The sequence below is a fragment of the Rhodoplanes azumiensis genome (assembly GCF_042682915.1).
Lineage (GTDB): Bacteria > Pseudomonadota > Alphaproteobacteria > Rhizobiales > Xanthobacteraceae > Rhodoplanes > Rhodoplanes azumiensis.
In genome coordinates, this window is sequence record NZ_JBHUIW010000031.1 from 1 (window position 1) to 25319 (window position 25319).

The 25319-nt window shown below is 71.3% G+C and carries 22 protein-coding genes; 15 read left to right on the forward strand and 7 right to left on the reverse strand.

Features of this window, described 5'->3' with window-relative positions; all coding sequences use genetic code 11:
- Window positions 1–118 precede the first annotated feature (118 nt).
- The gene (locus ACFSOX_RS20720; protein ID WP_378479729.1) at window positions 119–1258 is read right to left on the reverse strand and encodes a site-specific DNA-methyltransferase; all 1140 of its coding nucleotides are present in this window, start codon (window positions 1256–1258) and stop codon (window positions 119–121) included.
- A 258-nt stretch (window positions 1259–1516) separates the two neighbouring features.
- On the opposite strand from ACFSOX_RS20720, the gene ypfJ reads away from it, so the two are divergent.
- The 3 genes from ypfJ (at window position 1517) to moaB (ending at window position 3727) form a co-directional block, all read left to right on the forward strand.
- Entirely contained in the window at window positions 1517–2440 is a 924-nt protein-coding gene (gene ypfJ / locus ACFSOX_RS20725; RefSeq protein ID WP_378479730.1) for a KPN_02809 family neutral zinc metallopeptidase, read from the forward strand.
- A 98-nt stretch (window positions 2441–2538) separates the two neighbouring features.
- A complete protein-coding gene (locus ACFSOX_RS20730; protein WP_378479731.1) occupies window positions 2539–2898 on the forward strand; it encodes a hypothetical protein in 360 nt (119 codons plus the stop codon).
- Window positions 2899–3163: 265 nt separating this feature from the next.
- Complete coding sequence (gene moaB / locus ACFSOX_RS20735) at window positions 3164–3727, forward strand: molybdenum cofactor biosynthesis protein B (protein ID WP_378479732.1); 564 nt, start codon at window positions 3164–3166, stop codon at window positions 3725–3727.
- A gap of 109 nt (window positions 3728–3836) precedes the next feature.
- Here the strand turns inward: moaB and ACFSOX_RS20740 are convergent, their stop codons facing one another.
- On the reverse strand, window positions 3837–4853 hold the full coding sequence (locus tag ACFSOX_RS20740; RefSeq protein ID WP_378479733.1) for a bifunctional helix-turn-helix transcriptional regulator/GNAT family N-acetyltransferase: 1017 nt from the start codon (window positions 4851–4853) through the stop codon (window positions 3837–3839).
- A gap of 62 nt (window positions 4854–4915) precedes the next feature.
- Window positions 4916–5500, reverse strand: coding sequence for a glycosyltransferase (locus tag ACFSOX_RS20745; RefSeq protein WP_378479734.1), 585 nt, complete (start codon window positions 5498–5500; stop codon window positions 4916–4918).
- Between the two features lie 147 nt (window positions 5501–5647).
- On the opposite strand from ACFSOX_RS20745, the gene ACFSOX_RS20750 reads away from it, so the two are divergent.
- The 11 genes from ACFSOX_RS20750 (at window position 5648) to ACFSOX_RS20800 (ending at window position 19709) form a co-directional block, all read left to right on the forward strand.
- A complete protein-coding gene (locus ACFSOX_RS20750) occupies window positions 5648–6889 on the forward strand; it encodes a PA0069 family radical SAM protein (RefSeq protein ID WP_378479735.1) in 1242 nt (413 codons plus the stop codon).
- A gap of 161 nt (window positions 6890–7050) precedes the next feature.
- Complete coding sequence (locus ACFSOX_RS20755) at window positions 7051–7767, forward strand: ribonuclease HII (RefSeq protein ID WP_378479736.1); 717 nt, start codon at window positions 7051–7053, stop codon at window positions 7765–7767.
- Between the two features lie 142 nt (window positions 7768–7909).
- On the forward strand, window positions 7910–9403 hold the full coding sequence (locus ACFSOX_RS20760) for a glycosyltransferase family 39 protein (protein WP_378479737.1): 1494 nt from the start codon (window positions 7910–7912) through the stop codon (window positions 9401–9403).
- Window positions 9404–9575: 172 nt separating this feature from the next.
- Window positions 9576–10217 (forward strand): DsbA family protein, encoded by a 642-nt coding sequence (locus tag ACFSOX_RS20765; protein WP_378479738.1) that lies wholly within the window; start codon window positions 9576–9578, stop codon window positions 10215–10217.
- A 303-nt stretch (window positions 10218–10520) separates the two neighbouring features.
- Window positions 10521–13988: a chromosome segregation protein SMC gene (gene smc, locus ACFSOX_RS20770; RefSeq protein ID WP_378479739.1), complete on the forward strand. Its 3468-nt coding sequence runs from the start codon at window positions 10521–10523 to the stop codon at window positions 13986–13988.
- A gap of 332 nt (window positions 13989–14320) precedes the next feature.
- Window positions 14321–14779 carry a hypothetical protein gene (locus ACFSOX_RS20775; RefSeq protein WP_378479740.1) on the forward strand — a complete coding sequence of 153 codons (459 nt, stop codon included), beginning with the start codon at window positions 14321–14323 and terminating at the stop codon, window positions 14777–14779.
- 276 nt (window positions 14780–15055) lie between these two features.
- Window positions 15056–15625, forward strand: coding sequence for a LemA family protein (locus ACFSOX_RS20780; protein WP_378479741.1), 570 nt, complete (start codon window positions 15056–15058; stop codon window positions 15623–15625).
- Window positions 15626–15729: 104 nt separating this feature from the next.
- Window positions 15730–16986 carry a M48 family metallopeptidase gene (locus ACFSOX_RS20785; RefSeq protein WP_378479742.1) on the forward strand — a complete coding sequence of 419 codons (1257 nt, stop codon included), beginning with the start codon at window positions 15730–15732 and terminating at the stop codon, window positions 16984–16986.
- A gap of 113 nt (window positions 16987–17099) precedes the next feature.
- Window positions 17100–17855 (forward strand): P-loop NTPase family protein, encoded by a 756-nt coding sequence (locus tag ACFSOX_RS20790; RefSeq protein WP_378479743.1) that lies wholly within the window; start codon window positions 17100–17102, stop codon window positions 17853–17855.
- A gap of 320 nt (window positions 17856–18175) precedes the next feature.
- Window positions 18176–19276, forward strand: a complete 1101-nt coding sequence (locus ACFSOX_RS20795) for a quinone-dependent dihydroorotate dehydrogenase (protein WP_378479744.1) — start codon at window positions 18176–18178, stop codon at window positions 19274–19276.
- 13 nt (window positions 19277–19289) lie between these two features.
- Window positions 19290–19709, forward strand: coding sequence for a sugar 3,4-ketoisomerase (locus ACFSOX_RS20800; protein ID WP_378479745.1), 420 nt, complete (start codon window positions 19290–19292; stop codon window positions 19707–19709).
- A gap of 34 nt (window positions 19710–19743) precedes the next feature.
- On the opposite strand, the gene ACFSOX_RS20805 is transcribed toward ACFSOX_RS20800, so the two are convergent.
- From ACFSOX_RS20805 to trpA, 3 genes are all read right to left on the reverse strand, one after another.
- Entirely contained in the window at window positions 19744–21066 is a 1323-nt protein-coding gene (locus ACFSOX_RS20805) for a bifunctional folylpolyglutamate synthase/dihydrofolate synthase (protein WP_378479746.1), read from the reverse strand.
- A gap of 247 nt (window positions 21067–21313) precedes the next feature.
- Window positions 21314–22234 carry an acetyl-CoA carboxylase, carboxyltransferase subunit beta gene (gene accD / locus ACFSOX_RS20810; RefSeq protein WP_378479768.1) on the reverse strand — a complete coding sequence of 307 codons (921 nt, stop codon included), beginning with the start codon at window positions 22232–22234 and terminating at the stop codon, window positions 21314–21316.
- Window positions 22235–22267: 33 nt separating this feature from the next.
- Window positions 22268–23107 carry a tryptophan synthase subunit alpha gene (gene trpA / locus ACFSOX_RS20815; protein WP_378479747.1) on the reverse strand — a complete coding sequence of 280 codons (840 nt, stop codon included), beginning with the start codon at window positions 23105–23107 and terminating at the stop codon, window positions 22268–22270.
- A gap of 98 nt (window positions 23108–23205) precedes the next feature.
- On the opposite strand from trpA, the gene ACFSOX_RS20820 reads away from it, so the two are divergent.
- Window positions 23206–23550: an endonuclease domain-containing protein gene (locus tag ACFSOX_RS20820; protein WP_378479748.1), complete on the forward strand. Its 345-nt coding sequence runs from the start codon at window positions 23206–23208 to the stop codon at window positions 23548–23550.
- Between the two features lie 371 nt (window positions 23551–23921).
- Here ACFSOX_RS20820 and trpB read toward each other — a convergent pair whose 3' ends face one another.
- A complete protein-coding gene (trpB, locus tag ACFSOX_RS20825; protein WP_378479749.1) occupies window positions 23922–25142 on the reverse strand; it encodes a tryptophan synthase subunit beta in 1221 nt (406 codons plus the stop codon).
- Window positions 25143–25319: the final 177 nt, after the last annotated feature.

The following is a 25319-nucleotide window of genomic DNA, read 5'->3' on the forward strand; positions in this document are numbered from 1 at the left end:
CGCCACCAACCGAGGCTCGCCGCATAAAGCACAATCCGTGCCGGACAGCCGTGGGACAAGCCCGGCCATGACGAGTCTGGACTCGAGACGCATGGCCTGCGTGTAGACGCTGCTTCGCCTACTCGGCCGCCTGCATCTGCTCGGCCCGGAAGGCGGCGCGCAGCGTGTCGATGGGGGCGAGGCCCGTGGCCGTCTCGACGTGCCAGAAGGTCCAGCCGTTGCAGGCGTCGAGGCCTTGCGCGAGGGCGCCGATGCGGTGGATCGAGCCAACCGTGTCGCCGAGGCTGACGGCGCCGTCGGCCCGCACCAGCGCGGTGACGCGGCGCTTGGCGTCGGTGAGCGTGGTGCCGGGCGACACCATGCCGCGCTCGATCAGCGCCGCGAACGGCACCCGCGGCGCCTCGCGGGCGGTCTGGAACGGCGCGACGCTCGCGGCCGGCAGCGGCAGCACGGAATCGATGCGGTCCCGCGCGGCGGTCGCGTAGACGCTGTCGCGCTCGACGCCGACGAAGCGGCGACCGAGCTTCTTGGCCACCGCGCCCGTGGTGCCGGTGCCGCAGAACGGATCGAGCACCAGGTCGTCGGGTCGCGACGAGGAGAGAATCACGCGGGCGAGCAGCGCCTCCGGCTTCTGGGTCGGATGCAGCTTCTTGCCGTTGCCGTCCTTCAGGCGTTCCTCGCCCGTGCACAACGCGAGCGTCCAGTCGGAGCGGACCTGGACGTCCTCGTTGCCGGCCTTCAGGGCCTCGTAATTGAACGTGTAGTTCTTGGCGTTCGGCTCGCGCGCCGCCCAGATCATGGTCTCGTGCGCGTTGGTGAACCGACGCCCGCGGAAGTTCGGCATCGGGTTCGACTTGCGCCAGATCACGTCGTTGAGGATCCAGAAGCCCAGATCCTGGAGGATCGTGCCGACCCGGAAGATGTTGTGATACGAGCCGATCACCCACAGGGTCGCGGACGGCTTCATGACGCGGCGCGCGGCGAGCAGCCAGGCGCGGGTGAAGTCGTCGTAGGCCGAGAAGCTCTCGAACTTGTCCCAGGCGTCGTCGACCGCGTCGACGCGCGAATCGTCGGGACGCTTGAGGTCGCCCTGGAGCTGGAGATTGTAGGGCGGATCGGCGAAGACCAGATCGACCGACGCGGCCGGGAGCTTCGCCATCTCGGCCACGCAATCGCCCGTGAGGACACGGAACGAGGGGGCCGGGCGGGGAGTTGAGCGGGGCGTCCTGACGGACGCCCCGCGACGCGTAACACCCATGACTCGGTACTCTACTTGAGCGACGCGGTCGGCGACGCGAGACCTTCAACCGACCCCAGGAATGTCGCCGACCAAGGTAAAAATCGACTTAACCGGGCCCCCGGACTGGCGCCGAAAATCGTCATGGACCATATTCTCGCCAGGCCCGCGGGCGCCCCCTCCGGACGGACGTGTCCGTCCGGATATCCGGCCCGGTTTCCTCCCCTCGCGCGACGGGCCGCGCGACGACGTGCCGCCACGTGCGACGGAGCAGAACCGATGCGCTGGGACAACCTGCCTGAGAGCAACAATGTCGAGGATCGCCGCGGCGACGACGGCGGCGGCCGCGGCGGCTTCCCGATGGGCATGGGCGGCGGCGGCGGGCTCGGCATCGGCACCATCGTGGTGCTCGGCCTGCTCGGCTGGTTCCTCGGCATCGATCCGCGCATCCTGATCGGCGGCGCCGAGATGATGGGCGCGGGCAGCCAGCGCGAGACGCCGGCGCAGTCGCAGCAATCGGGCCCGCGCGGCAGCCCGACCGACGAGATGGGCAAATTCGTCTCCCGCGTCCTCGGCAGCACCGAGGTGCAGTGGAAGGAGATCTTCGCCAAGGACGGCAAGACCTATCGGGCGCCCGTGCTGGTCCTCTACAACGAGGTGACCAACCAGGCCTGCGGCGGCGTCGCGCAGGCCGCGATGGGGCCGTTCTACTGCCCGGCCGACAAGAAGATCTATCTCGACACGTCGTTCTTCCGCGAGATCGAGCGCCGCTTCAAGGGCTGCGACGTCGGCTCCAAGTCGTGCCAGTTCGCCCAGGCCTACGTGATCGCCCACGAGGTCGGGCATCACGTCCAGAACCTGCTCGGCATCCTGCCCAAGGTGCAGGAGATGCAGCAGGGCCTGAGCAAGGTGGAGGCCAACAAGCTGCAGGTGCGGGTCGAGCTGCAGGCCGACTGTTTCGCCGGCGTGTGGGCCAACAAGTCCGACCAGCGCTGGAACCTGATCGAGCCCGGCGACGTCGAGGCGGCGATGCGCACGGCCGCCGCGATCGGCGACGACAAGCTGCAGATGCAGGCGCGCGGCCGCGTGGTGCCGGACAGCTTCACGCACGGGTCGTCGGCGCAGCGCCAGCGCTGGTTCGACATCGGTTTGAAGCAGGGCTCGGTTGCGGCGTGCAACACGTTCAAGGCGCAGACTTTGTGATACGACACGGCGTGCTTCCGGCGGGCCGCGCGACGAAGCACGTCGTTTCCGACGCATGTCGCGTCGCGGGTGGGCCTGCCTTCAAACGAGGACAGGCCATGATCGTCGAGTTCGTCACCTTCGAATCACCGAAGGGCTGGGACCGCGCGAAGGTGCTCGCCGACGCCGAGACCACGATCCCCAAGTGGAGCGCCAACCAGGAGCTTCTGCGCAAGCACTTCCTGCTCGGCGTCGGCGAGGCGGAAGGCACCGGCGGCGGCATCTACATCTGGCCGTCGATCGCGGCGGCGCAGCGCGCCCATGACGACGCCTGGCGCGAAGGCATCAAGACGCGCACCGGTGGCTATCCGACGGTCCGCTATTTCGACCTGATGCTGCTGATCGACAACGAGCAGGGCCGCGTCACCGCCTGGGACGAGACCGGCGCGCCGCACGACCGCACGCCCGCGAAGGCGTGAGCGTTCCATTGCCGTCATTCCGGAGCGCGGACCGTCAGGTTCGCGAGCCCGGAATCCATATCCCCGGTGACGGTGGCTTACGCCCGCCGAGACAGGGCGTATGGATCCCGGGCTCGCGGGCCTTGCCCGCGCCCCGGGACGACCGAGGCACGTCGGAAAGGCTCCGCCCCCACCCCGCCGATTGACGCCCGCCGGGGCGGACGCCATCGTGCCGGCGGCGGCCGGCGCGCACAGGACGCGGGCTGCGACGAATTCGGAGATCCGCATGCCCGGCCTCGACGACTCGCGCCAGTTCGTGCCGCTGAAGATCGCGGTGCTGACCGTGTCCGACACCCGCACGCCCGAGGACGACAAGTCCGGCAACACGCTGGTGGAGCGGATCACGGCGGCCGGCCACACGCTGGCGGCACGCGGCATCGTGGTCGACGACGTCGCGGCGATCCGCAGCCGGGTCGAGACCTGGATCGCCGATCCGGAGATCGACGTGGTGATCACCACGGGCGGCACCGGCTTCACCGGCCGCGACGTCACCCCGGAGGCGGTCGAGCCGCTGTTCGAGAAGCGCATGGACGCCTTCTCGAGCCTGTTCCTGCTGGTCAGCTTCCAGAAGATCGGCACCTCGGCGATCCAGACGCGGGCGACCGCCGGGGTCGCGCGGGCGACCTACATCTTCTGCCTGCCGGGCTCGCCGGGCGCCTGCAAGGACGCCTGGGACAACATCCTGGTGCACCAGCTCGACTACCGCTACCGGCCGTGCAACTTCGTCGAGATCATGCCGCGCCTCGACGAGCACCTGCGCCGCCCGAAGGCCAAGGGCGCGACGGTTTAGGGCGGGCGGTTTATTCCGTCATGGCCGGGCTCGTCCCGGCCATCCACGCTCTTCCGCACCGAGCGTCAGCAAAGACGTGGATGCCCGCGACGCGCGCGGACATGACGGCTCAGCGCGGCGGCTCGACGCTCAAGCCGAGCGCCAGCTCCCACGTCTCCCCCAGCAGCGCGTGACCGAACACGCAGTGCGGCTCCTGTTTCACCAGCCCGAAGCCGAGCGACGCATAGAGGCCGCGCGCCTCGACCAGGATGCTCTGCGTCCACAGCGTGATTTTCGCGTAACCGCGCGCGCGTGCGAAATCGATGCAGGCCTCGACCAGGCGGCGGCCGAGGCCGAGGCCGCGGGCCTCCGGCACGACCAGGATCAGCCGCAGCTTGGCGACGCCGTCGCCGCCGTTCACCAGGACCGCGCTGCCGACCGGCACGCCGTCGCGCTCGGCGATGAAGCAGACCTCACGCGCCGCGTCGAAGCTGCGCAGGAACTCCGCGACGATCTCGGCGACCAGAGTCTCGAAGCCTGTGCCCCAGCCGTATTCGGCGGCGTAGCAGCGCGCGTGGCTCGCCAGCACGAAGCCCATGTCGCCGGCGCGGTGGGGCCGCAGCAGAACGGCCGGCGGCGCCTCGCCTTGCGTCACCAGGGTCTCGATGGTGCGCATCGCCGCCACGAGGCGTTGCTGCGCCTCCTCGGGCAGCGTCGTCAGCAACGCGGCGACCTGGTCCTCGGCGCGGCGGACCAGATCCGCGAAGGCCGCGGCACCGTCCGCCGTCAGCGACAACAGGCTCTGCCGCGCGTCCTGCGCCGAGGGGCGCCGGACGACCAGACCGGCCGCCTCGAACTTCTTCAGGATGCGGCTGAGATAGCCGTGGTCGAGGCCGAGCGTCGCAGCGACCGCGGTCGCCGTGGTGCCGGGCACCGCCGTGCCGGCTCGATCGGCGACCGGCGTTCCGGCGTTGGCGAGCTCGTAGATCACCCGCGCCTCGGTGAGCGAGAACGGCGTGTCGACGAGCCCGTCCTGGAGCAGCCCGAGGCTTCGGGTGTAGGCGCGGTTGAAGCGCCGCACGGCGTCGAGCCGGGCGGCCGGCGGCCGTGAGGTCGCGAGGGCGGGTTCGGGAGATGCAAGCGACATGACGTGACGATCCGGCAGGCGGGCTGGGACACAGTCACGCATATCGTTGACAAAGTCAACTATCAGCCGGGCAACTCTGCCCCCGTGATCCCGCTGCGCAGCCGAATCAACCGTCGCCGGCCGATCCGGCCGAGCAGCGCGGCCTCCGGCGCGTCGCCGTCCGGGTGACCGCCGAGCGTGTCGTAGAAGCGCCGGCCGATCAGCAGGCCCTGGTCCGGCGACGGCTGCCGCCGCACCGCCTCGCGCAGCAGCGCCATGGCCTGGCCGCCGAGCGACGGGCTCGCCCCGGCCGGCTCGGTGCGGAACACGGCGCCCATGTCGAGCCTGCCGTGCCGCTCCAGATCCTCGACGACCCGGATCGCCTCCTCGGCCCAGGCCGGGTCGGGCATCGCGCCGGGCCGCAGGAACATCAGCCACGACGCCCGCGCCGCAGCGGCGGCGGCGCGCAGCCGCGCCGCCAGCGGGGCGCTCGACACCAGCGTGGTGCAGCCGGCGATCTCGGCCACCTTGGTGGTCTCGTCCTGCGAGCCGGCGTCGGCGACGATCACCTCGCGCACCGCGCCGGCCACGGCCGCGCCGACCAGCACGGCGAGCGTGCGTACCAGCGCCCGCTCGCAATCGCGGGTCGGAATGACGACGCTCAGCATGACCCTCGTGCCCTTTGTCCGGCACCCACTATACGGACGCGCCACCGGAATTTCGATCGCTTCGCGACACTTTCCGCACCCGGGTGTGGCAACCATCACGGTTAATTGTTCTTGTTATGTTCTCTTTCGCGGCTTATAGTCCTCTCCATGAGCGCAGCATCCGCCCTTCGCCGCCGGCCCGATCCGGCCCGCATCGACGCCCGCCTGGGCGCCGAGGCCGCCCTCCGTCAGGTCCATCCGAGCCAGGGTCATCCGAGCCAGGTCCATCCGAGCCAGGCCCATGCGGATCAGGTCCATCCGAGCGGCCTCCCCGGTCCCAGCGCCGTCGCCGCCGAGCGTCGGCGCGGCCGCGGGGCGGTCACCAACGCGTCCGGCCGCTTCGAGCCGGTCGCTCGCGTCGCCTTCGACGACGGCTGGGAGAGCCTGGAGGCGCTGCCGCCCTTCGCCACCACGGTGACCACCGACACGGCCCGCAAGGTGATCACCCGCAACGAATCGCCCGACATCTCGTTCGACCGCTCGATCAACCCGTATCGCGGCTGCGAGCACGGCTGCGTCTACTGCTTCGCCCGGCCGACCCACGCCTATCTGGGCCTGTCGCCCGGGCTCGACTTCGAATCGAAGCTGTTCATGAAGCCGGACGCGCCCGAGCTCCTGGAGCGCGAGCTCGCCGCCAAGGGCTACGTGCCGAAGACCATCGCGATCGGCACCAACACCGACCCGTATCAGCCGATCGAGCGCAAGACCGGGCTGATGCGGCGCATCCTGGAGGTGCTGGAGAACGCCGGGCACCCGGTCGGCATCGTCACCAAGTCGGATCTGATCCTTCGAGATCTCGACATTCTCGCGCGGATGGCCGAGCGCAAGCTCGTCCGCGTCGCCCTGTCGGTCACGACGCTGGATGCAAAGCTGTCGCGCCTGATGGAGCCGCGGGCGCCGACGCCGGCGCGCCGGCTCGCGGCGCTGCGCGGCCTCGCCGCGGCCGGCGTGCCGGCCACCGTGATGGTGGCGCCGCTGGTGCCGGCCATCAACGACACCGAGATCGAGCGCATCCTCGACGCCGCCGCGGCGGCCGGCGCCGAGGGCGCCGGCTACGTGCTGCTGCGGCTGCCGCGCGAGGTACGCGACATTTTTCGCGAATGGCTGGTGACGCATTTCCCCGACCGCGAGCGGCACGTCTTCACGCTGATCCGCCAGATGCGCGGCGGCAAGGACTACGACGCCGAGTTCGGCCGGCGCATGACCGGCTCCGGCCCCTATGCCTGGATGCTCGGCCGCCGCTTCGAGAAGGCCTGCGACCGCCTCGGCCTCAACCTGCGGCGCACCGCCCTGACGGTCGAGCACTTCGTGCCGTCGGCCCGGAAAACCGCGCAGCTCGAGCTGTTCTGAGAGGCGGCGGGTGCGCGGCCCGCATCACCGGACTGCCGTGCCGGGAATCATGGTCGTCGAACGACCGCGCGGCGATCTCCGGCTGTCGAGCTGCGGGACACCGCCTCCGGCCCGGGTGTCGTGCTTGCGATTCCGCGCATGCTCCGCCACCTTCGCGGCCCATGAGTCGCCGTCCCGCTCCCCGGTCCGCCGATCCGGCCCCGCCGCGCCTGCCGCTCGACGACGGGCCGGTGCGGCCGAGCTTCGAGCGCGAGCGCCGGGCGCACCGGCGCGGCCTGTGGCCGGTCGCCGGCTGCGACGAGGCCGGCCGTGGCCCGCTCGCCGGGCCCGTGGTGGCGGCCGCCGTCATCCTCGACCCGAAGCGCATCCCGCGCGGCCTCGACGACTCCAAGAAGCTCACGGCCGAGCGCCGCGCCGTGCTGTTCGAGCGCATCTGCGCGGTCGCCGAGGTCGGCGTCGCGATGGCGTCGCCAGCGCGCATCGACCGCGACAACATCCGCCAGGCGTCGCTGTGGGCGCTGGCGCGCGCCGTGAAGGCCCTGCCGCTCGCCCCGCGGCTCGTCTTCGTCGACGGCTGCGACCGCATCGACGCCGGCTGCGACTGCGAGGCGGTGGTGTCGGGCGACGCCCTGGTGCTGTCGATCGCGGCCGCCTCGATCATCGCCAAGGTGACGCGCGACCGGCTGATGGAGCAGGTCGGCGCGGCCTTCCCGGGCTACGGCTTCGAGCGCCACATGGGCTACGGCGTGCCCGAGCACCAGCGCGCGCTCGCCGCGCTGGGGGCGACGCCGCACCACCGCCGCTCCTTCGCGCCGGTGCGCGCGGTGTGCGGCGAGGCCGCCGCGGCCCGCGTCGATCCGCGCCGGGTCGCTTCCTAGACCCACCCGGGTTTGCTACGACGACGGCACGGCCGGCGTATCCGGACGGCCGAGGCGGCGCCGCGCGGAGCGGTCCCGTCCGCCACCCGTCCCGTCCGCGACCCGATCGCGTCCACACCAGAACCGCGCCGTATCGCCGCCGATGCTCCACGTCTCCCTGTTCGTCGAACTCCTGCGCGCCGATCCGCGCCTCGTGGTGTGGGCGGCCGCCCTCGTCCAGGCGACGCTGTGGTGGCTGGTGCCGACGCTGTTCTATGCGGCGCCGCCCGGCAACCTGCCGCTGATCATCGCGGTCGGCCACGAGTTCCAGCTCGGCTCCTACTGGGGCCCGCCGCTGGCGAGCTGGCTCGCCGAGATCGCCTTCGCGATCGCCGGCACGCCGGGCGTCTATCTGCTCTCTCAGGCCTGCGTGGTGGCGACCTATTGGGGCGTGTTCGCGCTCGGCCGCGCCATCGTCGGCGCCCAGCACGCCGCCATGGCCGTGCTGGTGATGGTCGGCATCGCGGTGCTGACCGTGCCGACGCCCGACTTCGGTCCGCCGATCCTCGCCATGCCGCTCACCGTCTTCGTCCTGCGCCACTACTGGCGGGTGATCGGCGAGGGGCGGCGCAGCGCCTGGTACGTGATGGCGATCGGTCTCGCGCTGCTGCTGCTCACCATGTATGCGGGCCTGATCCTGATCGCCGCCATCGCCGTGTTCACGGTGGCGAGCCGGCGCGGCCGCGAGATGCTGCTCGGCATCGAGCCGTGGGTGGCGCTGTTCCTGATCGGCGTGATCGTGCTGCCGCATTTCCTGTGGATCGACATGTCGGGCGTGTGGGGCGTGTGGACGGGCGCCCCCGGCGGCGCGATCGAGCCGCTGGAGAAGCTCGGGCAGCTTCTCGCCGGGCTGGTGCTCGCGCATCTCGGCGTCGGGCTCCTGTACCTGATCGCGGTCGGCCCGACGCCGCCGAAGGAGAAGTCGCCGACCTTCACGCGAAAACCGCTCACCGGGCTCGAGCGCCACTTCGTGCTGTTCTTCGCCGCCGCGCTGCCGCTCGGGGCGATTGTCGCCGGCGCCTTCATGGGCGACCGCGGGCCGATCGGCGGGCTCGGGCCCTATGTGGTGCTGTCCGGCCTCGCCATCGTGGTGCTGGCCGGCAACACCATCGTGCTGCAGCGGCAGGGGCTCACCAGCCTCGCCTGGACGCTCCTCCTCGTCGCCCCGCCCGCCATCGCGGCCGCCTCGGTCGCGGTGCTGCCGTTCGTCTCCAAGACCGACGTGCCGATCGGCCAGCCGGCCGCGGCGATCGGCGAGTTCTTCGGCGACCGGTTCGAGCGGCGCACCGGCAAGCCGCTGGCGATCGTCGCCGGCGAGCCGCGCCTCGCCAGCTTGGTCGCCATCGCGGCGCCGTCGCGGCCGAGCTTCTATTTCGACGCGGCACCCGACCGCACCCCCTGGGTGACGGGCGAGGAGCTGCGCCGGAAGGGGGCGATCGTGCTGTGGCCGACCACCGGCACCTCGACCACGGTGCCGCCCGACATCAAGGCGCGGTTTCCCGACCTCGTCGCCGAGGTGCCGCAGACCTTCACGCGCACCATCCAGGGCCGGCTGCCGCTGATGCGCATCGGCTGGGGCATGCTGCGGCCGCAGTGACGGCGTCGCCCGGCCGCCCGCTTCGACCGGCTGCCCCGGATCACTCCCGTGTGAAGTGACAATCTCGCCATAAATCCGCGCCAGGATTGCGCTTCCGGTGCAGACTGGTTAGCTCACCCCCGCGGCTCCGTGCGAGCCGTGCGAAACACCGCCCTATCCGAAGAGGAAGACCGTGCCCGTCACACGCCGCGAAGTCGTCACCAGCGCCACCTGCCTCGTCGCCGTCGCGGCGCTCGGCCTTCCCGTCACGGCCCGGGCTGCCGACACGGTCGACGTGACGGAGCTGATGAAGCCGAGCCCGCTCGGCGACGTCGCGATGGGCCATGTCTCGGCCCCCGTCACCATCGTCGAGTACGCCTCGATGACCTGCTCGCACTGCGCCCACTTCTCGCGCGACGTGCTGCCGAAGATCAAGGAGCGCTACATCGACACCGGGAAGGTGCGCTACATCCTGCGCGAGTTCCCGCTCGACCCGCTCGCCGCCGGGGCCTTCATGCTCGCCCGCTGCAGCGGCGACGACAAGTACTACCCGATCGTCGAGTCGCTGTTCAGCCAGTTCAACAAGTGGGTGGTGCAGAACCCGATCCCGCCGCTGCGCGAGATCTCCAAGCAGTTCGGCTACACCCAGCAGTCGTTCGACGCCTGCCTGCAGAACCAAGCCCTGCTCGACAAGCTGGAGGAGGTGCGCAAGCGCGGCTCGCAGACCTTCAACGTGCAGTCGACGCCGACCTTCTTCGTCAACGGCGAGCGCGTCGTCGGCGCCCTGCCGCTGGAGGAATTCGCCAAGGTCATCGACAAGTATCTGAAAGCCTGACAACGACTTGACCTCGCCCCGCCGGCGCGGGGCGAGGGTCCGGCACGCTGTTCCGAGCCGGCGCGGGCGAGGATCCTCGCGCCGGCCCGGCGCCCGCGGCGGTGGACAAGCCGGCCGCCCCTGTTGCGTTCGCGGCCGCGATCGATTCATTCTCCGGCCCGATGCGGCAGACCTCGACCCCACAGGGCCAGAGCCCTTTCCTCGTGCGTTCGGCGGCGACTCCGTCGCGCGCGGCCGACGCCGTTATGCGTGCGGCGCCTCGCGTCCCGTACCGGGCGTCCCGTGGGGGGGAGCACTCCTGACATGAAGTTCAAGCGGCTGCGCCTGATCGGCTTCAAGTCCTTCGTCGAGCCGACCGACTTCGTCATCGAGCCGGGCCTCACCGGGGTCGTCGGCCCGAACGGCTGCGGCAAGTCGAACCTCGTCGAGGCGCTGCGCTGGGTGATGGGCGAGGCGTCCCACAAGGCGATGCGCGCCGCCGACATGAACGACGTGATCTTCTCCGGAAATCACAAGCGCCCGGCCCGCAACACCGCCGAGGTGTCGATCCTGATCGACAACGGCAGCCGCACCGCGCCGGCCCAGTTCAACGGCGACGACACGCTCGAGGTGTCGCGCCGCATCGAGCGCGAGCAGGGCTCGCTCTATCGCGTCAACGGCCGCGAGGTGCGGGCTCGCGACGTGCAGATTCTGTTCGCCGACGCCTCGTCGGGCGCGCGCTCGCCCGCCCTCGTCCATCAGGGCCGCATCGGCGAGATCATCCAGGCGAAGCCCGAGCAGCGCCGCCGCGTGCTGGAGGAGGCCGCCGGCATCTCCGGCCTGCACGCCCGCCGCCACGAGGCCGAGCTGCGCCTGCGCGCCGCCGAGCAGAACCTCACCCGGCTCGAGGACGTGATCGGCCAGCTCGCCCAGCAGATGGAGTCGCTCAAGCGCCAGGCCCGCCAGGCGGTGCGCTACCGCGCCCTCTCGGGGCATGTCCGCAAGGCCGAGGCGACGCTGTTCCACGTCCGCTGGAGCCAGGCGAACGCCGAGGTCGCCGCCGCCGAGGCCGCCAAGGACGAGAGCAGCCGCGCCGTCGTCGAGTTCACGGCCGCGCAGAGCGAGAGCGCCACCGCCCAGGCGCACGCCGCCGCGGCGCTGCCCGGCCTGCGCAACGCCGAGGCGGAGGCCGCCGCGGCGCTGCAGCGCCTCGTCTCGGCGCGCGACGCCCTCGCCCGCGAGGAGGCCCGCGCCAACGAGCGCATGGCGGAGCTGATCCGCCGCGCCGAGCAGATCGCCCGCGACCGTGATCGCGAGGCTCAGATGCTGGCCGACGCCGACGGCACCATCGCGCGCCTGGAGGCCGAGCGCGAGACGCTGATGGCCGACCTCGAGGCCGCCGCCGAGCGCCGCGCCGAGATCGACGAGCGTGTCGGCGACGCCGACGAGACGGTCGCGGCGACCGAGAAGCGCCTGGCCGAGCTGACCGCGGCGCTGGCCGACGTCGGCGCCCGCCGGCGCCAGCTCGAAAGCGCGATGCGCGCCGACAGCGAGCGGGCGAGCCGCGCCGAGAGCGAGCTTGCGAGCGTCACGGCCGACCTCGACCGGATGATGGCCGAGGCGACCAGCGCGGTCGATCTCGATGCGCTCGCCGAGGCCGTCGAGGCCGCGAACGAGGCCGCGGCCGAGGCCGACGCCGCGTCGGTACGGGCCGAAGCGGCGCATTCCGCCGCCCGCCAGGCGCTCGACGTCGCCCGCCAGCCGCTCGCCGAGGCGGAGCGCCGCGCCAACCGGCTGGAGACCGAGGCGAAGACCCTCGCCAAGGTGCTGCATGTCGACGCCAAGCAGCTGTGGCCACCAGTCATCGACGCGCTGACCGTCGACAAGGGCTACGAGACGGCGCTCGGCGCCGCGCTCGGCGACGATCTCGACGCCCCGGTCGAGCCGACCGCGCCGATCCGCTGGACGCTCGCCGAGGGCGACGGCACCGACCCGGCGCTGCCCGACGGCGTCGATTCGCTCGCCGCCCATGTCAGCCGGGTGCCCGACGAGCTGAAGCGCCGCCTCGCCCAGATCGGCGTCGTGGCGCGCGCCGACGGGCCGCGGCTCGCCACGCTCCTGAAGCCCGGCCAGCGCCTCGTCTCGCTCGACGGCGACTTCTGGCGCTGGGACGGCTTCGCCGTCGCGGCGCATGCGCCGACGGGTGCGGCGCGGCGCCTCGCCGAGCGCAACCGCCTCGCCGACATCGAGGCCGAGCTCGCGACCGCGCGGGCCGAGCTGGAGACCCGGCGGGCCGCCGTCGAGGACGCCCAGGCCGAGGTCCGCGCCGCCGCCGAGCAGGAGGCCGCGAGCCGCTCCGCCCGCCGCGACCTGCAGCGCGCCGCCGACGCCGCCCGCGACCGCCATGCCGCCGCCGAGCGCGAGCTCGGCCGTCTCACCGCCCGCCGGGCCGGCCTGATCGAGGCGCAGACCCGTCTCGCCGGCACCCGCGACGAGGCCCGCGCCGCCGCCGAGGAGGCCGCCGCCGCGCTCGAATCGCTGGAGCCGACCGACCGGCTGGAGGCCGATCTCGCCGAGGTGCGGGCCCGCGCCGGCTTGGAGCGCGCCGCCCAGGCGGAGGCGCGCGCCGCCGCCCAGGCGCTCGCCCGCGAGATCGACCTGACGACCCGCCGACTCACCACGGTCACGAGCGACATCGCGGCGTGGCGGACCCGCAAGCTGAACGCCGGTGGCCAGATCGAGACGCTGGAAGCCCGCCTCGCCGAGACCGAGGCGGAGCGCGAGGAGCTGTCCGACGCACCCGCGCAGTTCGCCCTCAAGCGCCGCTCGCTGATCGGCGAGGTCGAGGCGGCCGAGGCCGCCCGCCGCGAGGCCGCCGACGCGCTCGCCGCCGCCGAGACCGCCCAGCGCGACGCCGACAAGGCCGCCAACGTGGCGCGCGACGCCATGGCGATGGCGCGCGAGCAGGCGGTCCGCGCGGAGGAGCGCTTCGAGGCGGCCAAGCGTCGGCTCGCCGACGTCGCGCGCGAGATCCACGACGTCTTGGAGGTCGAGCCGACCGCGCTCCTCGCCATCGCCGAGCTGGCGCCCGAGGCGGCGCTTCCCGACCTCGGCCAAGTCGAGGAGAAGCTCGACCGGCTGCGCCGCGAGCGCGAGCGCCTCGGCGCCGTGAACCTGCGCGCCGACGAGGAGCTGAACGAGATCGAGCAGCAGCACACGACGCTGACGACCGAGCGCGAGGATCTGGTCGCCGCCATCAAGCGGCTGCGCCAGGGCATCCAGAGCCTCAACAAGGAGGCCCGCGACCGCCTGGTCGCCTCGTTCCAGGTCGTCAACGAGCACTTCAAGCGGCTGTTCACCAGCCTGTTCGGCGGCGGCACGGCGGAGCTGCAGCTCACCGAGAGCGAGGATCCGCTGGAGGCCGGCCTCGACATCCTGGCGAAGCCGCCCGGCAAGAAGCCGGCGACGCTGTCGCTGCTCTCGGGCGGCGAGCAGGCGCTCACCGCGATGGCGCTGATCTTCGCCGTCTTCCTCACCAACCCGGCGCCGATCTGCGTGCTGGACGAGGTCGACGCGCCGCTCGACGACCACAACGTCGACCGCTTCTGCGACCTGCTCGACGAGATGACCAAGTCGACCGACACGCGGTTCGTGGTGATCACCCACAACCCGATCACCATGGCGCGGATGAACCGACTGTTCGGCGTGACGATGGCGGAGCGCGGCGTCTCCCAGCTCGTCTCGGTCGACCTCGAGGCCGCCAACCGCATCATCGACCAGGCGGTGGCCTGAGCGGTACGACGCGGTCGGCCGCGTCCCCGCGCGAGCCCTGCGAAGTCCGGGTCGTCCCGGGGCGGCCGAAGGCCGCGCCCGCGACGACGGCGTCTGACATCCCTCGCCGGCGCGAAGCCCCGCCGACGACACGCTCGCCCCTCGCTTCGCCTCTTCTCCAAACATCCGCCGCGCTTTCACAATTCGATGAGCGGCCCGCCGGAGCCGGACTGTTCAGTGGCGGTTCACGTCATCCTGCGACAGTGTCGCGGGACCAAGCGGGCGAGGTACGAGAACCCTTCGGAGAGCCAAGGACCATGCGTTTCTGGACAACGGGGTTGCGAGGCGGAGTGATGGCCGTCCTGGCCGTCGCGACGATGTTCCTGTTCGTGAGCGCCGACACGGCCGACGCGCGCTGGCGCGGCGGCGGCTTCTACGGCGGCGGTTTCCGGGGTTACGGCGGGCCGCGGTTCTACGGTGGCGGCGCCCGCTTCTACGGCGGACCGCGCTTCTATGCCGGGCCGCGAATCTATCGCGGCGGCTTCTATCGTCCGGTCGGCGTCTATCGGCCCGCCTTCCGCCCCGTCTATGCCGGTTACGGCTGGCGTCGTTCCTATTGGAGACCGCGGCCCTATTGGGGGTGGCGGCGTCCCTGGGTCGCGCCCGTGGTGGTCGGCGCCGGCTTCTACGGCGGCGGCTGGTACGGCTCGTGCTGGCGCTGGCGTTTCACGCCGTGGGGCTGGCGGCGCGTGAACGTGTGCGGCTATCCGGTCGTGCCGTACTGGCGGGCGGCCTATCCCTGGGGCTGGTGAGCCGGCTACGGCCGCGCTCGATCAGACCTCGATCACGCGAGAGAGCCCTTCGGGGCTCTCTTGTCGTCCAGGGCCGTGCGGGTCGTTCGGCGCCATGCGGGGCGCTCGTTTCGTTCGAGGCCGGCGTGTCCGGCCCGGCGTCGAACCGGACCGTCTTACCGTGCGACCAAGGGGTGGCGCGGCCGGGGACCGCGCGACGGCGCGCGTCCCGGCCCGCCTTCGGCTATACTCGAGCGTTTCCCGAACCCGGCTCGCACCCCTTCTCGGAGCCCTTTCATGTCCACCACCGCCTGGATCGTCCTCGGAGTGATCGTCGTCCTGATCCTCTGGGTGATCACGGTCTACAACGGCCTGGTCGCGATGCGTCAGCGCGTCGACCAGTCCTTCGCCGACATCGACGTCCAGCTCAAGCAGCGTCACGACCTGATCCCGAACCTGGTCGAGACCGTGAAGGGCTATGCCAGCCACGAGCGCGGCACGCTCGAGGCCGTGGTCGCGGCCCGCAACCGCGCCATCGCGGTGCAGGGTCAGGGACCGGACCAGCAGGTCGCCGCCGAGAACCAGCTCTCCGGCGCGCTGCGCCAGCTCTTCGCGCTGTCCGAGGCCTATCCGGACCTCAAGGCCAACCAGAACTTCCAGCAGCTCCAGACCGAGCTCTCCGACATCGAGAACAAGCTCGCGGCGGCGCGGCGCTTCTTCAACAATTCGGTGAGCGAGTACAACACCGGCATCCAGCAGTTCCCGGCGGCGCTGTTCGCCGCCTCCTTCGGCTTCCATCCGAAGACGTTCTTCGACGTCGGCGAGGAGCGAAAGACGCTGGAGCAGGCGCCGCAGGTGAAGTTCTGAGCCTGTCATTCCGGGGCGCGGGCTGAAGGCCCGCGAGCCCGGAATCCATACTCACGGACAGGGATTATGGATTCCGGACAGCCGACCTTCGGTCGGCTTCCGGAATGACGAGCAGGTCGAGCGCCATGGCCTACGGGCTCTACACCCACATCGCATCCAACCGGCGGCGCTCGATCGTCCTGCTGGTCGGGCTCTTCGCCCTCGTCTACGTGCTGGTCTATGCCGGCGCGCTGGCCGGCGAGGCGCTCGCCGGCGACGCCTCGCTGTCCTGGCTGCTGCACAAGGCGTGGCAGGACTTCGTCGTCGCCGTCCCGTTCGCGACGGTCGGCACCGCGATCTGGATCGCCGTCGCCTGGCGCTTCCACCAGGCCATGATCGACGCCGTGACCGGGGGGCACGACGTCACGCGGAAGGACGAGCCGCGCCTCTATAATTTGTTGGAAAACCTGTGCATCTCGCGCGGCATCCCGATGCCGAAGCTGAAGATCGTCGAGACCGACGCGCTCAACGCCTTCGCCACCGGGCTGAACGAGAAGCAGTACGCCGTCTCGGTGACGACCGGGCTCCTGAACGCCCTCGACGACGCCGAGATCGAGGCCGTGCTTGGCCACGAGCTGACCCACATCCGCAACGGCGACGTCCGCCTGATGGTGATCGCCGTGATCATCGCCGGCGTGATCTCGTTCGTGGCCGAGCTGGTGTTCCGCCTCGGCCTGCGGGTGCGCTGGAGCGGCGGCTCGCGGTCGAGCTCGGACGGCGACCGCGGCAAGGGCGGCGCCGGCGCCGCGATCCTGATCGCCGTCGTGCTGGTCGCGGTCGCCTGGCTGCTGTCCTCGCTGATCCGCTTCGCGCTGTCGCGCTCGCGCGAGTATCTGGCCGATGCCGGCGCCGTCGAGCTGACCAAGAACCCCGACGCGATGATCTCGGCGCTGCGCAAGATCGAGGGGCGCGGCGAGCTGGAAGGTGCCACCTCGGCCGTGATGGAGCTGTGCGTCGACAATCCGCGCCAGGGTTTCGCCGATCTGTTCGCCACCCATCCGCCGGTCGACGCCCGGGTGGCGGCGCTGGTGCAGTTCGCCGGCGGGCACGACCCCGGCCCGATCGCCCTGCCCGCCCCCGGCGCGGAGTCCTTGCCGGACGCGACCGGCGCGGCCGACGGTGCCCCGCCCGGCGAGACCCGGCATGGCGAAATGCGACACGGTCCCTGGGGCGACGCGCCGGGCGGCCCCGGCGCGCCGCCTCCCGGCGGCACGCCCTCGGGCGGCCCCGCGGCACCGCCGCCCTTCCCCGGACCGCTGCCCGGTTCCGGCGGGGGCCGAAATCCGTTCCCGATCCCGGGTCCGTGGGGGCCGCGACGCTGAGTCCGGTCGCCCGCCCGTGGATGACGGCGCCGGCCCGGAGCTTCCGACATGCGCGCGCGACCCGGCTGGCGTAACCTGCGGGCAGTGATTCGCTCTATCCCGGAAGGATCGTCATGGCGAGCCCGGCCGTCGTGCTGGTGGGTGCGGACAAGGGCGGCGTGGGCAAGACGACGGTCGCCCGCACGCTGCTCGACTATCTCTTGGCCCGCAAGCTGCCGACCCGTGCCTTCGACACGGAGTCCCCCAAGGGGACGCTGAAGCGCTTCCATCCCGACATCACCGAGATCGTCGACATCACGACGGTGCCGGACCAGATGCGCATCTTCGACTCGCTGTCGGACGCGCAGGTCACCGTGATCGACGTGCGGGCCGGCCTGCTCACCCCGACGCTGCGCGCGCTGCGCGACATCGGCTTCACCGACGCGGCGCGGAAGGGTCAGATCAGCCTGACCCTGTTCCACATCCTCGGGCCGTCGATCTCGTCGCTGGAGGAGATCGCCGAGACGGCCGAGCACGTCTCAGGGACCAAGTACCACCTGGTGAAGAACTTCATCAACAACACCTCGTTCTTCGAGTGGGACCAGGCCACCTACGACAACTACTTCAAGCGCCTGCAAGGCGTCTCCGAGATCACCATCCCGAAGCTCAACGAGATGGCGGCCGAGCAGGTCGAGCTCGCCTCGGTGCCGTTCCTCACCTTCGTGGCCAACAAGACCGCCAAGGCCGAGACGGCGAACTACTCCTTCGTGCTGCGCGGCTATGTGCGCTACTGGCTCAGCCACGTCTGGGCCGAGTACGACCGCATCAAGCTGTCCGAGCATCTCGGCCCCCGCGATGTCGTGCCCCTGCGGGCCGGCCAGACCGGCTGAGGCTTCCTTCACCTCTCCCCAGCGGGGAGAGGTCGCATCTCGCGTGAAACGCGAGATGCGGGTGAGGGGGTGCCGAGGCCAGCCAACTGGCGCCTACGCCCCTCACCCCGACGCGCAAGAGCGCGTCGACCCTCTCCCCTCGGGAGAGGGTAAGAAACCAGCCGGTGGAGAACGGCCCATGCAGGCCATGCCGGCGCGGCATCGGCCTTGCAACGGCCTTGCATCGGCTTGGTCCGGTCGCCATAACTGCGCGCCTGCACCGCGGCGCCGGCCGTCGGGGGCCGTGGCGGAGGCGACCTGTCGCAACCGCCCGACCGAAGATGCACGATTTCCTCTATCGCCTCGCCCGCCCGGCCCTGAAGCTGCTCGATCCCGAGCAGGCCCACCGGCTCGCCGTCGTCACGCTCCAGCGCGGCCTCCTGCCCGCCACCGCGTCGGCCGACGACCCGATCCTCGCGACCCGCGTGTTCGGGCTCGACTTCGACAACCCGATCGGACTCGGCGCCGGCTTCGACAAGCACGCCGAGGTGATCGACGCGATGCTCGGCTTCGGCTTCGGCTTCGTCGAGGCCGGCACCGTGACGCCGAAGCCGCAGCCCGGCAACACCGGCCAGCGACTGTTCCGCCTCGACGAGGACCAGGCGGTGATCAACCGCTTCGGCTTCAACAGCGAGGGCCTCGGCCCCTTCGTCGCCCGCCTGACGGCGCGCCGCGCCGGCACCCCGCATCGCGGCGTCGTCGGCGCCAATATCGGCAAGAATCGCACGAGCGAGGACGCCGCCGCCGATTACGAGACCTGCCTCGCCGCGGTCGCCCCTCTGGTCGACTACGTCGTCGTCAACGTCTCCTCGCCCAATACGCCCGGCCTGCGCGGCCTGCAGGCGCGCGCCCCGATCGAGGCGCTGGTCGGCCGCGTGCTCGCGGCGCGCGACCGCGCCGCACGCCCTGGCGCGTCGAGCGAGGTGGCGGCGCCGAAGCGGCCGCCGATCCTCATCAAGGTCGGACCCGATCTCGACGAGGATCAGCTCCGCGACATCGCCGAGGTGACGCTCGACACCGGGCTCGACGGGCTGATCGTCGGCAACACCACGGTGACGCGGCCGCCGACGCTGAGGAGCCGCTGGCGCGACGCCGAGGGCGGGCTCTCGGGCCGCCCGCTGATGGGGCTTTCGACCGAGTGCCTGCGCGCCATGTACCGGCTCACCGAAGGCCGCGTGCCGCTCGTCGGGTGCGGCGGCGTCGCCAGCGGCGAGGACGCCTACACGAAGATCCGGGCCGGCGCCTCGCTGGTGCAGCTCTACTCGGCCCTGGTGTTCCACGGCCCCGGTTTCGCCGTGACGGTCAAGCGCGACCTCGCGAAGCTCCTGCGCCGCGACGGCTTCTCGAACGTGGCCGAGGCCGTCGGAGCGGATCATCGATGAGGCGGTCGCGACCGTGGTGACGGCGGACGATCTCGCGATCTTCGACGGCGCCGTCACGCTGTTCCATGTCCCGTCGCGCCGCGACGCGCGTGGTGCCCTGCACCCCTTCGACTTCGACGCGCTGCCCTTCGTGCCGAAGCGCGCCTTCGTGGTCGAGCCGGCGGCGGCCGGCACGGCGCGCGGCGGCCACGCCCACCGCACCGCGCGGCAGATCCTCGTCCGCCTCGCCGGCACGATCGAGATCACGCTGGCGTACCGCGGCCGCGAGGCGACGGTGCGGCTCGACGACACCGCGACGGGGCTCGTGCTCGCGCCCGGGGTGTGGGCGAGCCACACCTACCTGACGGCCGACGCACGGATTCTCGTCTTCGCCAGCGAGCCGTTCGACCCCGGCGCCTACGTCACCGCGAAGGACCGGGCGGGCGCCGGCTGAAGCACGTCACGTCGCCGCCGTCACCGTGCGAGCGTCACCGCGGCGGCGTGCCGTTGGCGGCGAGAACCTCACCGGCCAGATAGAGCGAGCCGGTGATCAGGATGCGTGGGCTCGGCTCGAGATCGAGCGCGCCGACGCGGTCGAGCGCCTCGTCGAGGCTCGCGCAGGCGTCCGCCGCGAGGCCGAGGCCACGTGCCGTCGCCGCGATCTCCTCGGCCGGCCGGCCCTTGTCCTGGTGGATCGGCACCGCGATCAGCCGCAGCGCGAGGCCGAGGAAGTTCTGCAGGAAGCCCTCGACGTCCTTGGTCGCCAGCATGCCGACGATCAGCACCAGCGGGCGCGAGACGCGCTCCTCGAGATCCCCGAGCGCCGCCGCGACGGCGCGGCCGCCCTCGGCATTGTGACCGCCGTCGAGCCACACCTCGCTACCGGCCGGCGCACGCGCGACCAGCGTGCCGGTGGCGAGGCGCTGCATGCGGGCCGGCCACTCGGCCCTCACGAGCCCGTCCTCGTAGGCGGCGACCGGCAGGCCGAGGCCGGCCGCCCGCAACGCCGCGATCGCCGTGCCGGCATTGTCGAACTGATGACGACCGAACAGGCGCGGCGCCGGCAGATCCAGAAGCCCGTCGGCGTCCTGATAGACGAGGCGGCCGCGCTCCTCCGCCGCCATCCACTCCTGCCCGGCGACGACCGGCACGGCCCCCACCGCGTCGATGCGCTCGATCAGCACGTCGCGGGCGACGTCGATCTGGCGGGCGATCACGGCCGGCACGCCGCGCTTGAAGATGCCGGCCTTCTCGACCGCGATCTTCGACAACGTGTCGCCGAGGAATTCGACGTGGTCCATCGAGACGGGTGTCACGACGCTCGCCAGCGGATGAGCGATCACGTTGGTGGCGTCGAGCCGTCCGCCGAGCCCGACCTCGAGCAGCACGATGTCGGCGGGATGCCGGGAGAACAGCAGGAACGCCGCGGCCGTCTCCATCTCGAACACCGTGACGGGCGCGCCGCCGTTGCGCCGCTCGCAGGTCTCGAGGACTTCGGAGAGCTCCTGATCGGAAACAAGCTCGCCGCCGCCCTCGCGGCCGAGCCGGAAGCGCTCGTTGACGCGCACCAGATTGGGCGAGGTGTAGACGTGCACGCGCTTGCCGGCGGCCTCCAGCATGGCGCGCATGAAGGCGACGGTCGATCCCTTGCCGTTGGTGCCGGCGACGTGAATCACCGGCGGCAGCCGGCGCTCCGGATGGTCGAGCGCGGCGAGCAGCCGCCACATCCGATCGAGCGTCAGATCGATACGGCGCGGATGGAGGGCGAGCAGGCGCGCCAAAATCGCATCCGTGGGGGTGGGCGGGGTCATGATAGGGCCGCGCGCACCGAAACCCTCTCCCACAGGGAGAGGGTCGGCGCGCACTTGCGCGCCGGGGTGAGGGGTTCCGGCGCCGATGGCTCGCTCACCCGCCCCCTCAACCGGTCCGCCTGCGGCGGCCCGAACTCTCCGCGCCGGGGAGAGGTGGAACAGAACCCATCACGCTTCTGCACAAAAACGTGGATGGCCGGGACGAGCCCGGCCACGACACGCTGGTGCGTCTGGTCGGACGAGCCGATCACGCCGCCGGCTCGGGCGCGGGCGTCGGCTGGTCGGCGACGGCCGGTAGGTTGGTCGGCGGCTCGGGGGCCGGCTGCTTGGTGAGCAGGCGGCAGATCCGCGCGATGGTGGCGCGCATCTCGTGGCGATGCACCACCATGTCGACCATGCCGTGGGCCTTCAGATACTCGGCCTTCTGGAAGCCGTCCGGCAGCCGCTCGCGGATCGTCTGCTCGATGACGCGCGGGCCGGCGAAGCCGATCAGCGCGCCCGGCTCGGCGATGTGCACGTCGCCCAGCATCGCGTAGGACGCGGTGACGCCGCCCGTCGTCGGGTTGGTCAGCACGACGATGTAGGGCTTCCTCACCTCGCGCAGGCGCTGCACCGCGACCGTGGTGCGCGGCATCTGCATCAGCGAGAGGATGCCCTCCTGCATGCGCGCGCCGCCCGACGAGACGAACAGGACGAACGGCGTCTGCTTGTCGATCGCGGTCTCGATGCCGGCGATGATCGCCTCGCCGGCCGCCATGCCGAGCGAGCCGCCCATGAAGTCGAACTCCTGGACGCCGATGACGACGGGCTGGCCTTCGAGCTTGCCGTAGCCGAGCTTGACCGCGTCGGTCAGGCCGGTCTTGGCGCGGGCGTCCTTGAGACGGTCGGTGTAGCGGCGTGCGTCGCGGAACTTCAACGGATCGGTCGGCACGGCCGGCACGCCGACGTCGAACCAGGTCTCGCCGTCGAACATCGCCTTGAGGCGCGCGGTCGCGCCCATGCGCATGTGATAGTTCGAGCCGGGGATGACGAACTGGTTCGCCTCGACGTCCTTGTAGAAGACGAGCTGGCCGGTCTCCGGGCATTTGATCCAGAGATTCTCCGGCACCTCGCGGCGGTTGAGGAAGCTGCGGATCTTCGGACGGACGACGTTCGAGATCCAGTTCATCGAAGAGATGTCCATGAAACCCTGCTCCGGAGCCTACTCCGCGGCCGAACGGCGCGCGCCGCGCACGCCGCCGGCGAGCTCGCGCACCAGCGCGGCGGCGGCCGCGACGGTCGCCTCCGTCGCGGCATCGTTGCTGTCGAGAGCCGACTTGATCGCGGCGACCAGCGCCGAGCCGACCACCACGGCGTCGGCGCTCGCAGCGATGGCGGCCGCGTCGTCGGCGGTGCGCACGCCGAAGCCGACCGCGACCGGCAGCGGCGTCTTCGCCTTGACGGCGGCGACGGCGCGACCGACCGCGGCGAAGTCGGGCTTCGCCGTGCCGGTCACGCCGGTGATCGAGACGTAGTAGAGAAAGCCCGACGTGTTGGCGAGCACGGCCGGCATGCGCGCCGCGTCGGTGGTCGGCGTGAGCAGACGCACGAAGTTGATACCTGCCTTCACGGCCGGCACGCACAGCTCGTCGTCCTCCTCGGGCGGCAGGTCGACGACGATCAAGCCGTCGACGCCGGCCGCCTTCGCCTCGGTCAGGAAGCGCTCCACGCCGTGCACGTAGATCGGGTTGAAGTAGCCCATCAGCACGATCGGGGTCGTGTCGTCGTGCTCACGGAAGGCGCGGACCAGATCGAGGGTCTTCGCCAGCGTCTGCCCGTTCGCCAAGGCGCGCTGCGACGAGGCCTGGATGGTCGGGCCGTCGGACATCGGATCGGAGAACGGCATGCCGAGCTCGATCACGTCGGCGCCGGCGGCGGGCAGCGCCTTCAGGATGGCGAGCGAGGTGGCGGGATCGGGATCGCCGGCCGTGACGAAGGTCACGAGCCCGGCCCGGCCCTCGCGCTTCAGCGCCGCGAAACGGGTGTCGATGCGGGTGGTCATTAATTGATCCTCATCGCCCGCCACAACCCGTGATATACCTCCCCCCTGTGGGGAGAGGTCGGTCGGCGGCGCGCGGCGGCGACGACCGGGTGAGGGGGATGGAGCGTTTCAGGAAGATTGCACGAAATCTTCGCGCCCGGCAGACGAGCGCCGAGGCGAAGCTCTGGCACGCGCTGCGTGGGCGCCGGCTGGCGGGGTGGAAATTTCGTCGCCAACACCCGATCAACGGCTTCGTCGTCGACTTCGTCACGCTCGACGGCATGTTGATCATCGAGGTCGATGGCGCGACGCACAGCACGCCGGCAGAAATGGAGCGCGACGCCGAACGATCGCGAGTGTTCGGCGCGCTTGGTTTCCACATCGTGCGGGTGACCAACACGGACGTGTACGAGAACCTCGACGGCGTCCTCGACATGATCGACCGCACGCTGCGACCGCCGTGAGGGACGCTCCTTCACCCGCACCTCGCATGCTGGGACGAGCCCCGCCCCTCCCGCGGTCGGGTCGGCTCGATCACGACCGTGGTGTGGGCCAACGAGCCTGCGGCGCCCTCGTTTCACCTCTCCCCGTCGGGGAGAGGTCGGACCGCGAAGCGGTCCGGGTGAGGGGGGACGTCCGCCCGACGGACCCATCAGCGCCGGCTCCCCCTCACCCCGACCCTCTCCCCGACGGGGAGAGGGAGTCGCGCCGTGCTCGCGGCATCGGCAGCGAGCGGCCGCATCGCTGTCGACACAGGGCCGATACATCCCTCGTGCCACGTCTGCGCCCGAACTGACTGCCGGCGAGAGGTGATCCAAGCGGGCGATGCCGCGCCTCACAGCTTACCCCCCAGATGGCGCGCGACGGCGTCGAGATCCTTGTCGCCGCGGCCGGAGAGGTTGACGATCATCAGGTGGTCCTTCGGCTTCTTCGGCGCGATCTCCATCGCCTTGGCGAGGGCGTGGGCGGGCTCCAGCGCCGGGATGATGCCTTCCAGACGCGAGCACAGCTTGAAGGCGTCGAGCGCCTCGTCGTCGGTCGCCGCGAGATAGCTCACCCGGCCGACATCGGCGAGCCAGGCGTGCTCGGGGCCGACGCCGGGATAATCGAGGCCGGCCGAGATCGAGTGCGCCTCGTCGATCTGCCCGTCGGCGTCCATCAAGAGATAGGTGCGGTTGCCGTGCAGGACGCCCGGCCGGCCGCCCGTGATCGAGGCCGCGTGCTTGCCGGTCATCACGCCGTGCCCGGCCGCCTCGACGCCGTAGATCTCGACCGTCTCGTCGTCGAGGAACGGGTGGAACAGGCCCATGGCGTTGGAGCCGCCGCCGATGCAGGCGACGAGCGAGTCCGGCAGGCGCCCCTCGGCCTCCTGCATCTGCGCCTTCGCCTCGATGCCGATGATCGACTGGAAGTCGCGCACCATCATCGGATAGGGGTGCGGGCCGGCCACCGTGCCGATGCAGTAGAACGTATCGGCGACATTGGTGACCCAGTCGCGCAGCGCCTCGTTCATGGCGTCCTTGAGCGTGGACGAGCCCGACGTGACGGGCCGCACCTCGGCGCCGAGCGCCTTCATGCGCAGCACGTTGGGCTGCTGCCGGTCGATGTCGACGGCGCCCATGTAGACGATGCAGTCGAGCCCGAATTTCGCGCACAAGGTCGCCGTTGCGACCCCGTGCATGCCGGCGCCCGTCTCGGCGATGATCCGCTTCTTGCCCATGCGCACCGCCAGCATGATCTGGCCGAGCACGTTGTTCACCTTGTGGGCACCGGTGTGGTTGAGATCCTCGCGCTTGAGGTAGATCTTCGCCCCGCCGAGATGCGCCGTCATCCGCTCGGCGAAATAGAGCGGCGAGGGCCGGCCCACATAGGTGGCGAGATGGCCGTACATGGTGCGCTTGAAGGCCGGGTCGGCCTTGGCGGCCGTGTAGGCGGCCTCCAGCTCCAGCACGAGCGGCATCAAGGTCTCGGCGACGAAGCGGCCGCCGTAGAGGCCGAAATGGCCGCGCTCGTCGGGCCCGGTCCGGAACGAGTTGGGTTTTTGGACGATGGTCATGCGGATCCTGCGGATGCGGGGCCTGACGCGCCAGGGCGCGACGGAAGCTCGGTTGCGCGCCGGTGCGCCCCGGGGAGCGGGCGTCCGCGGACCGCGCAGACCCACCCGCGTCCGCGCGAGGTCACGCGGCCGTCATGGTCGGCCCCTTGCTAGCACCAAGCCGACCGTCAGGGGAGA

Bases quoted from the DNA above. Each gene is read 5' to 3' on its own strand.
- ACFSOX_RS20720 (WP_378479729.1), bottom strand. From the start codon at position 1,258: ATGGGTGTTACGCGTCGCGGGGCGTCCGTCAGGACGCCCCGCTCAACT.
- ypfJ (WP_378479730.1), top strand. From the start codon at position 1,517: ATGCGCTGGGACAACCTGCCTGAGAGCAACAATGTCGAGGATCGCCGC.
- ACFSOX_RS20730 (WP_378479731.1), top strand. From the start codon at position 2,539: ATGATCGTCGAGTTCGTCACCTTCGAATCACCGAAGGGCTGGGACCGC.
- moaB (WP_378479732.1), top strand. From the start codon at position 3,164: ATGCCCGGCCTCGACGACTCGCGCCAGTTCGTGCCGCTGAAGATCGCG.
- ACFSOX_RS20740 (WP_378479733.1), bottom strand. From the start codon at position 4,853: ATGTCGCTTGCATCTCCCGAACCCGCCCTCGCGACCTCACGGCCGCCG.
- ACFSOX_RS20745 (WP_378479734.1), bottom strand. From the start codon at position 5,500: ATGCTGAGCGTCGTCATTCCGACCCGCGATTGCGAGCGGGCGCTGGTA.
- ACFSOX_RS20750 (WP_378479735.1), top strand. From the start codon at position 5,648: ATGAGCGCAGCATCCGCCCTTCGCCGCCGGCCCGATCCGGCCCGCATC.
- ACFSOX_RS20755 (WP_378479736.1), top strand. From the start codon at position 7,051: ATGAGTCGCCGTCCCGCTCCCCGGTCCGCCGATCCGGCCCCGCCGCGC.
- ACFSOX_RS20760 (WP_378479737.1), top strand. From the start codon at position 7,910: ATGCTCCACGTCTCCCTGTTCGTCGAACTCCTGCGCGCCGATCCGCGC.
- smc (WP_378479739.1), top strand. From the start codon at position 10,521: ATGAAGTTCAAGCGGCTGCGCCTGATCGGCTTCAAGTCCTTCGTCGAG.
- ACFSOX_RS20775 (WP_378479740.1), top strand. From the start codon at position 14,321: ATGGCCGTCCTGGCCGTCGCGACGATGTTCCTGTTCGTGAGCGCCGAC.
- ACFSOX_RS20780 (WP_378479741.1), top strand. From the start codon at position 15,056: ATGTCCACCACCGCCTGGATCGTCCTCGGAGTGATCGTCGTCCTGATC.
- ACFSOX_RS20785 (WP_378479742.1), top strand. From the start codon at position 15,730: ATGACGAGCAGGTCGAGCGCCATGGCCTACGGGCTCTACACCCACATC.
- ACFSOX_RS20790 (WP_378479743.1), top strand. From the start codon at position 17,100: ATGGCGAGCCCGGCCGTCGTGCTGGTGGGTGCGGACAAGGGCGGCGTG.
- ACFSOX_RS20795 (WP_378479744.1), top strand. From the start codon at position 18,176: ATGCACGATTTCCTCTATCGCCTCGCCCGCCCGGCCCTGAAGCTGCTC.
- ACFSOX_RS20805 (WP_378479746.1), bottom strand. From the start codon at position 21,066: ATGACCCCGCCCACCCCCACGGATGCGATTTTGGCGCGCCTGCTCGCC.
- accD (WP_378479768.1), bottom strand. From the start codon at position 22,234: ATGAACTGGATCTCGAACGTCGTCCGTCCGAAGATCCGCAGCTTCCTC.
- trpA (WP_378479747.1), bottom strand. From the start codon at position 23,107: ATGACCACCCGCATCGACACCCGTTTCGCGGCGCTGAAGCGCGAGGGC.
- ACFSOX_RS20820 (WP_378479748.1), top strand. From the start codon at position 23,206: ATGGAGCGTTTCAGGAAGATTGCACGAAATCTTCGCGCCCGGCAGACG.
- trpB (WP_378479749.1), bottom strand. From the start codon at position 25,142: ATGACCATCGTCCAAAAACCCAACTCGTTCCGGACCGGGCCCGACGAG.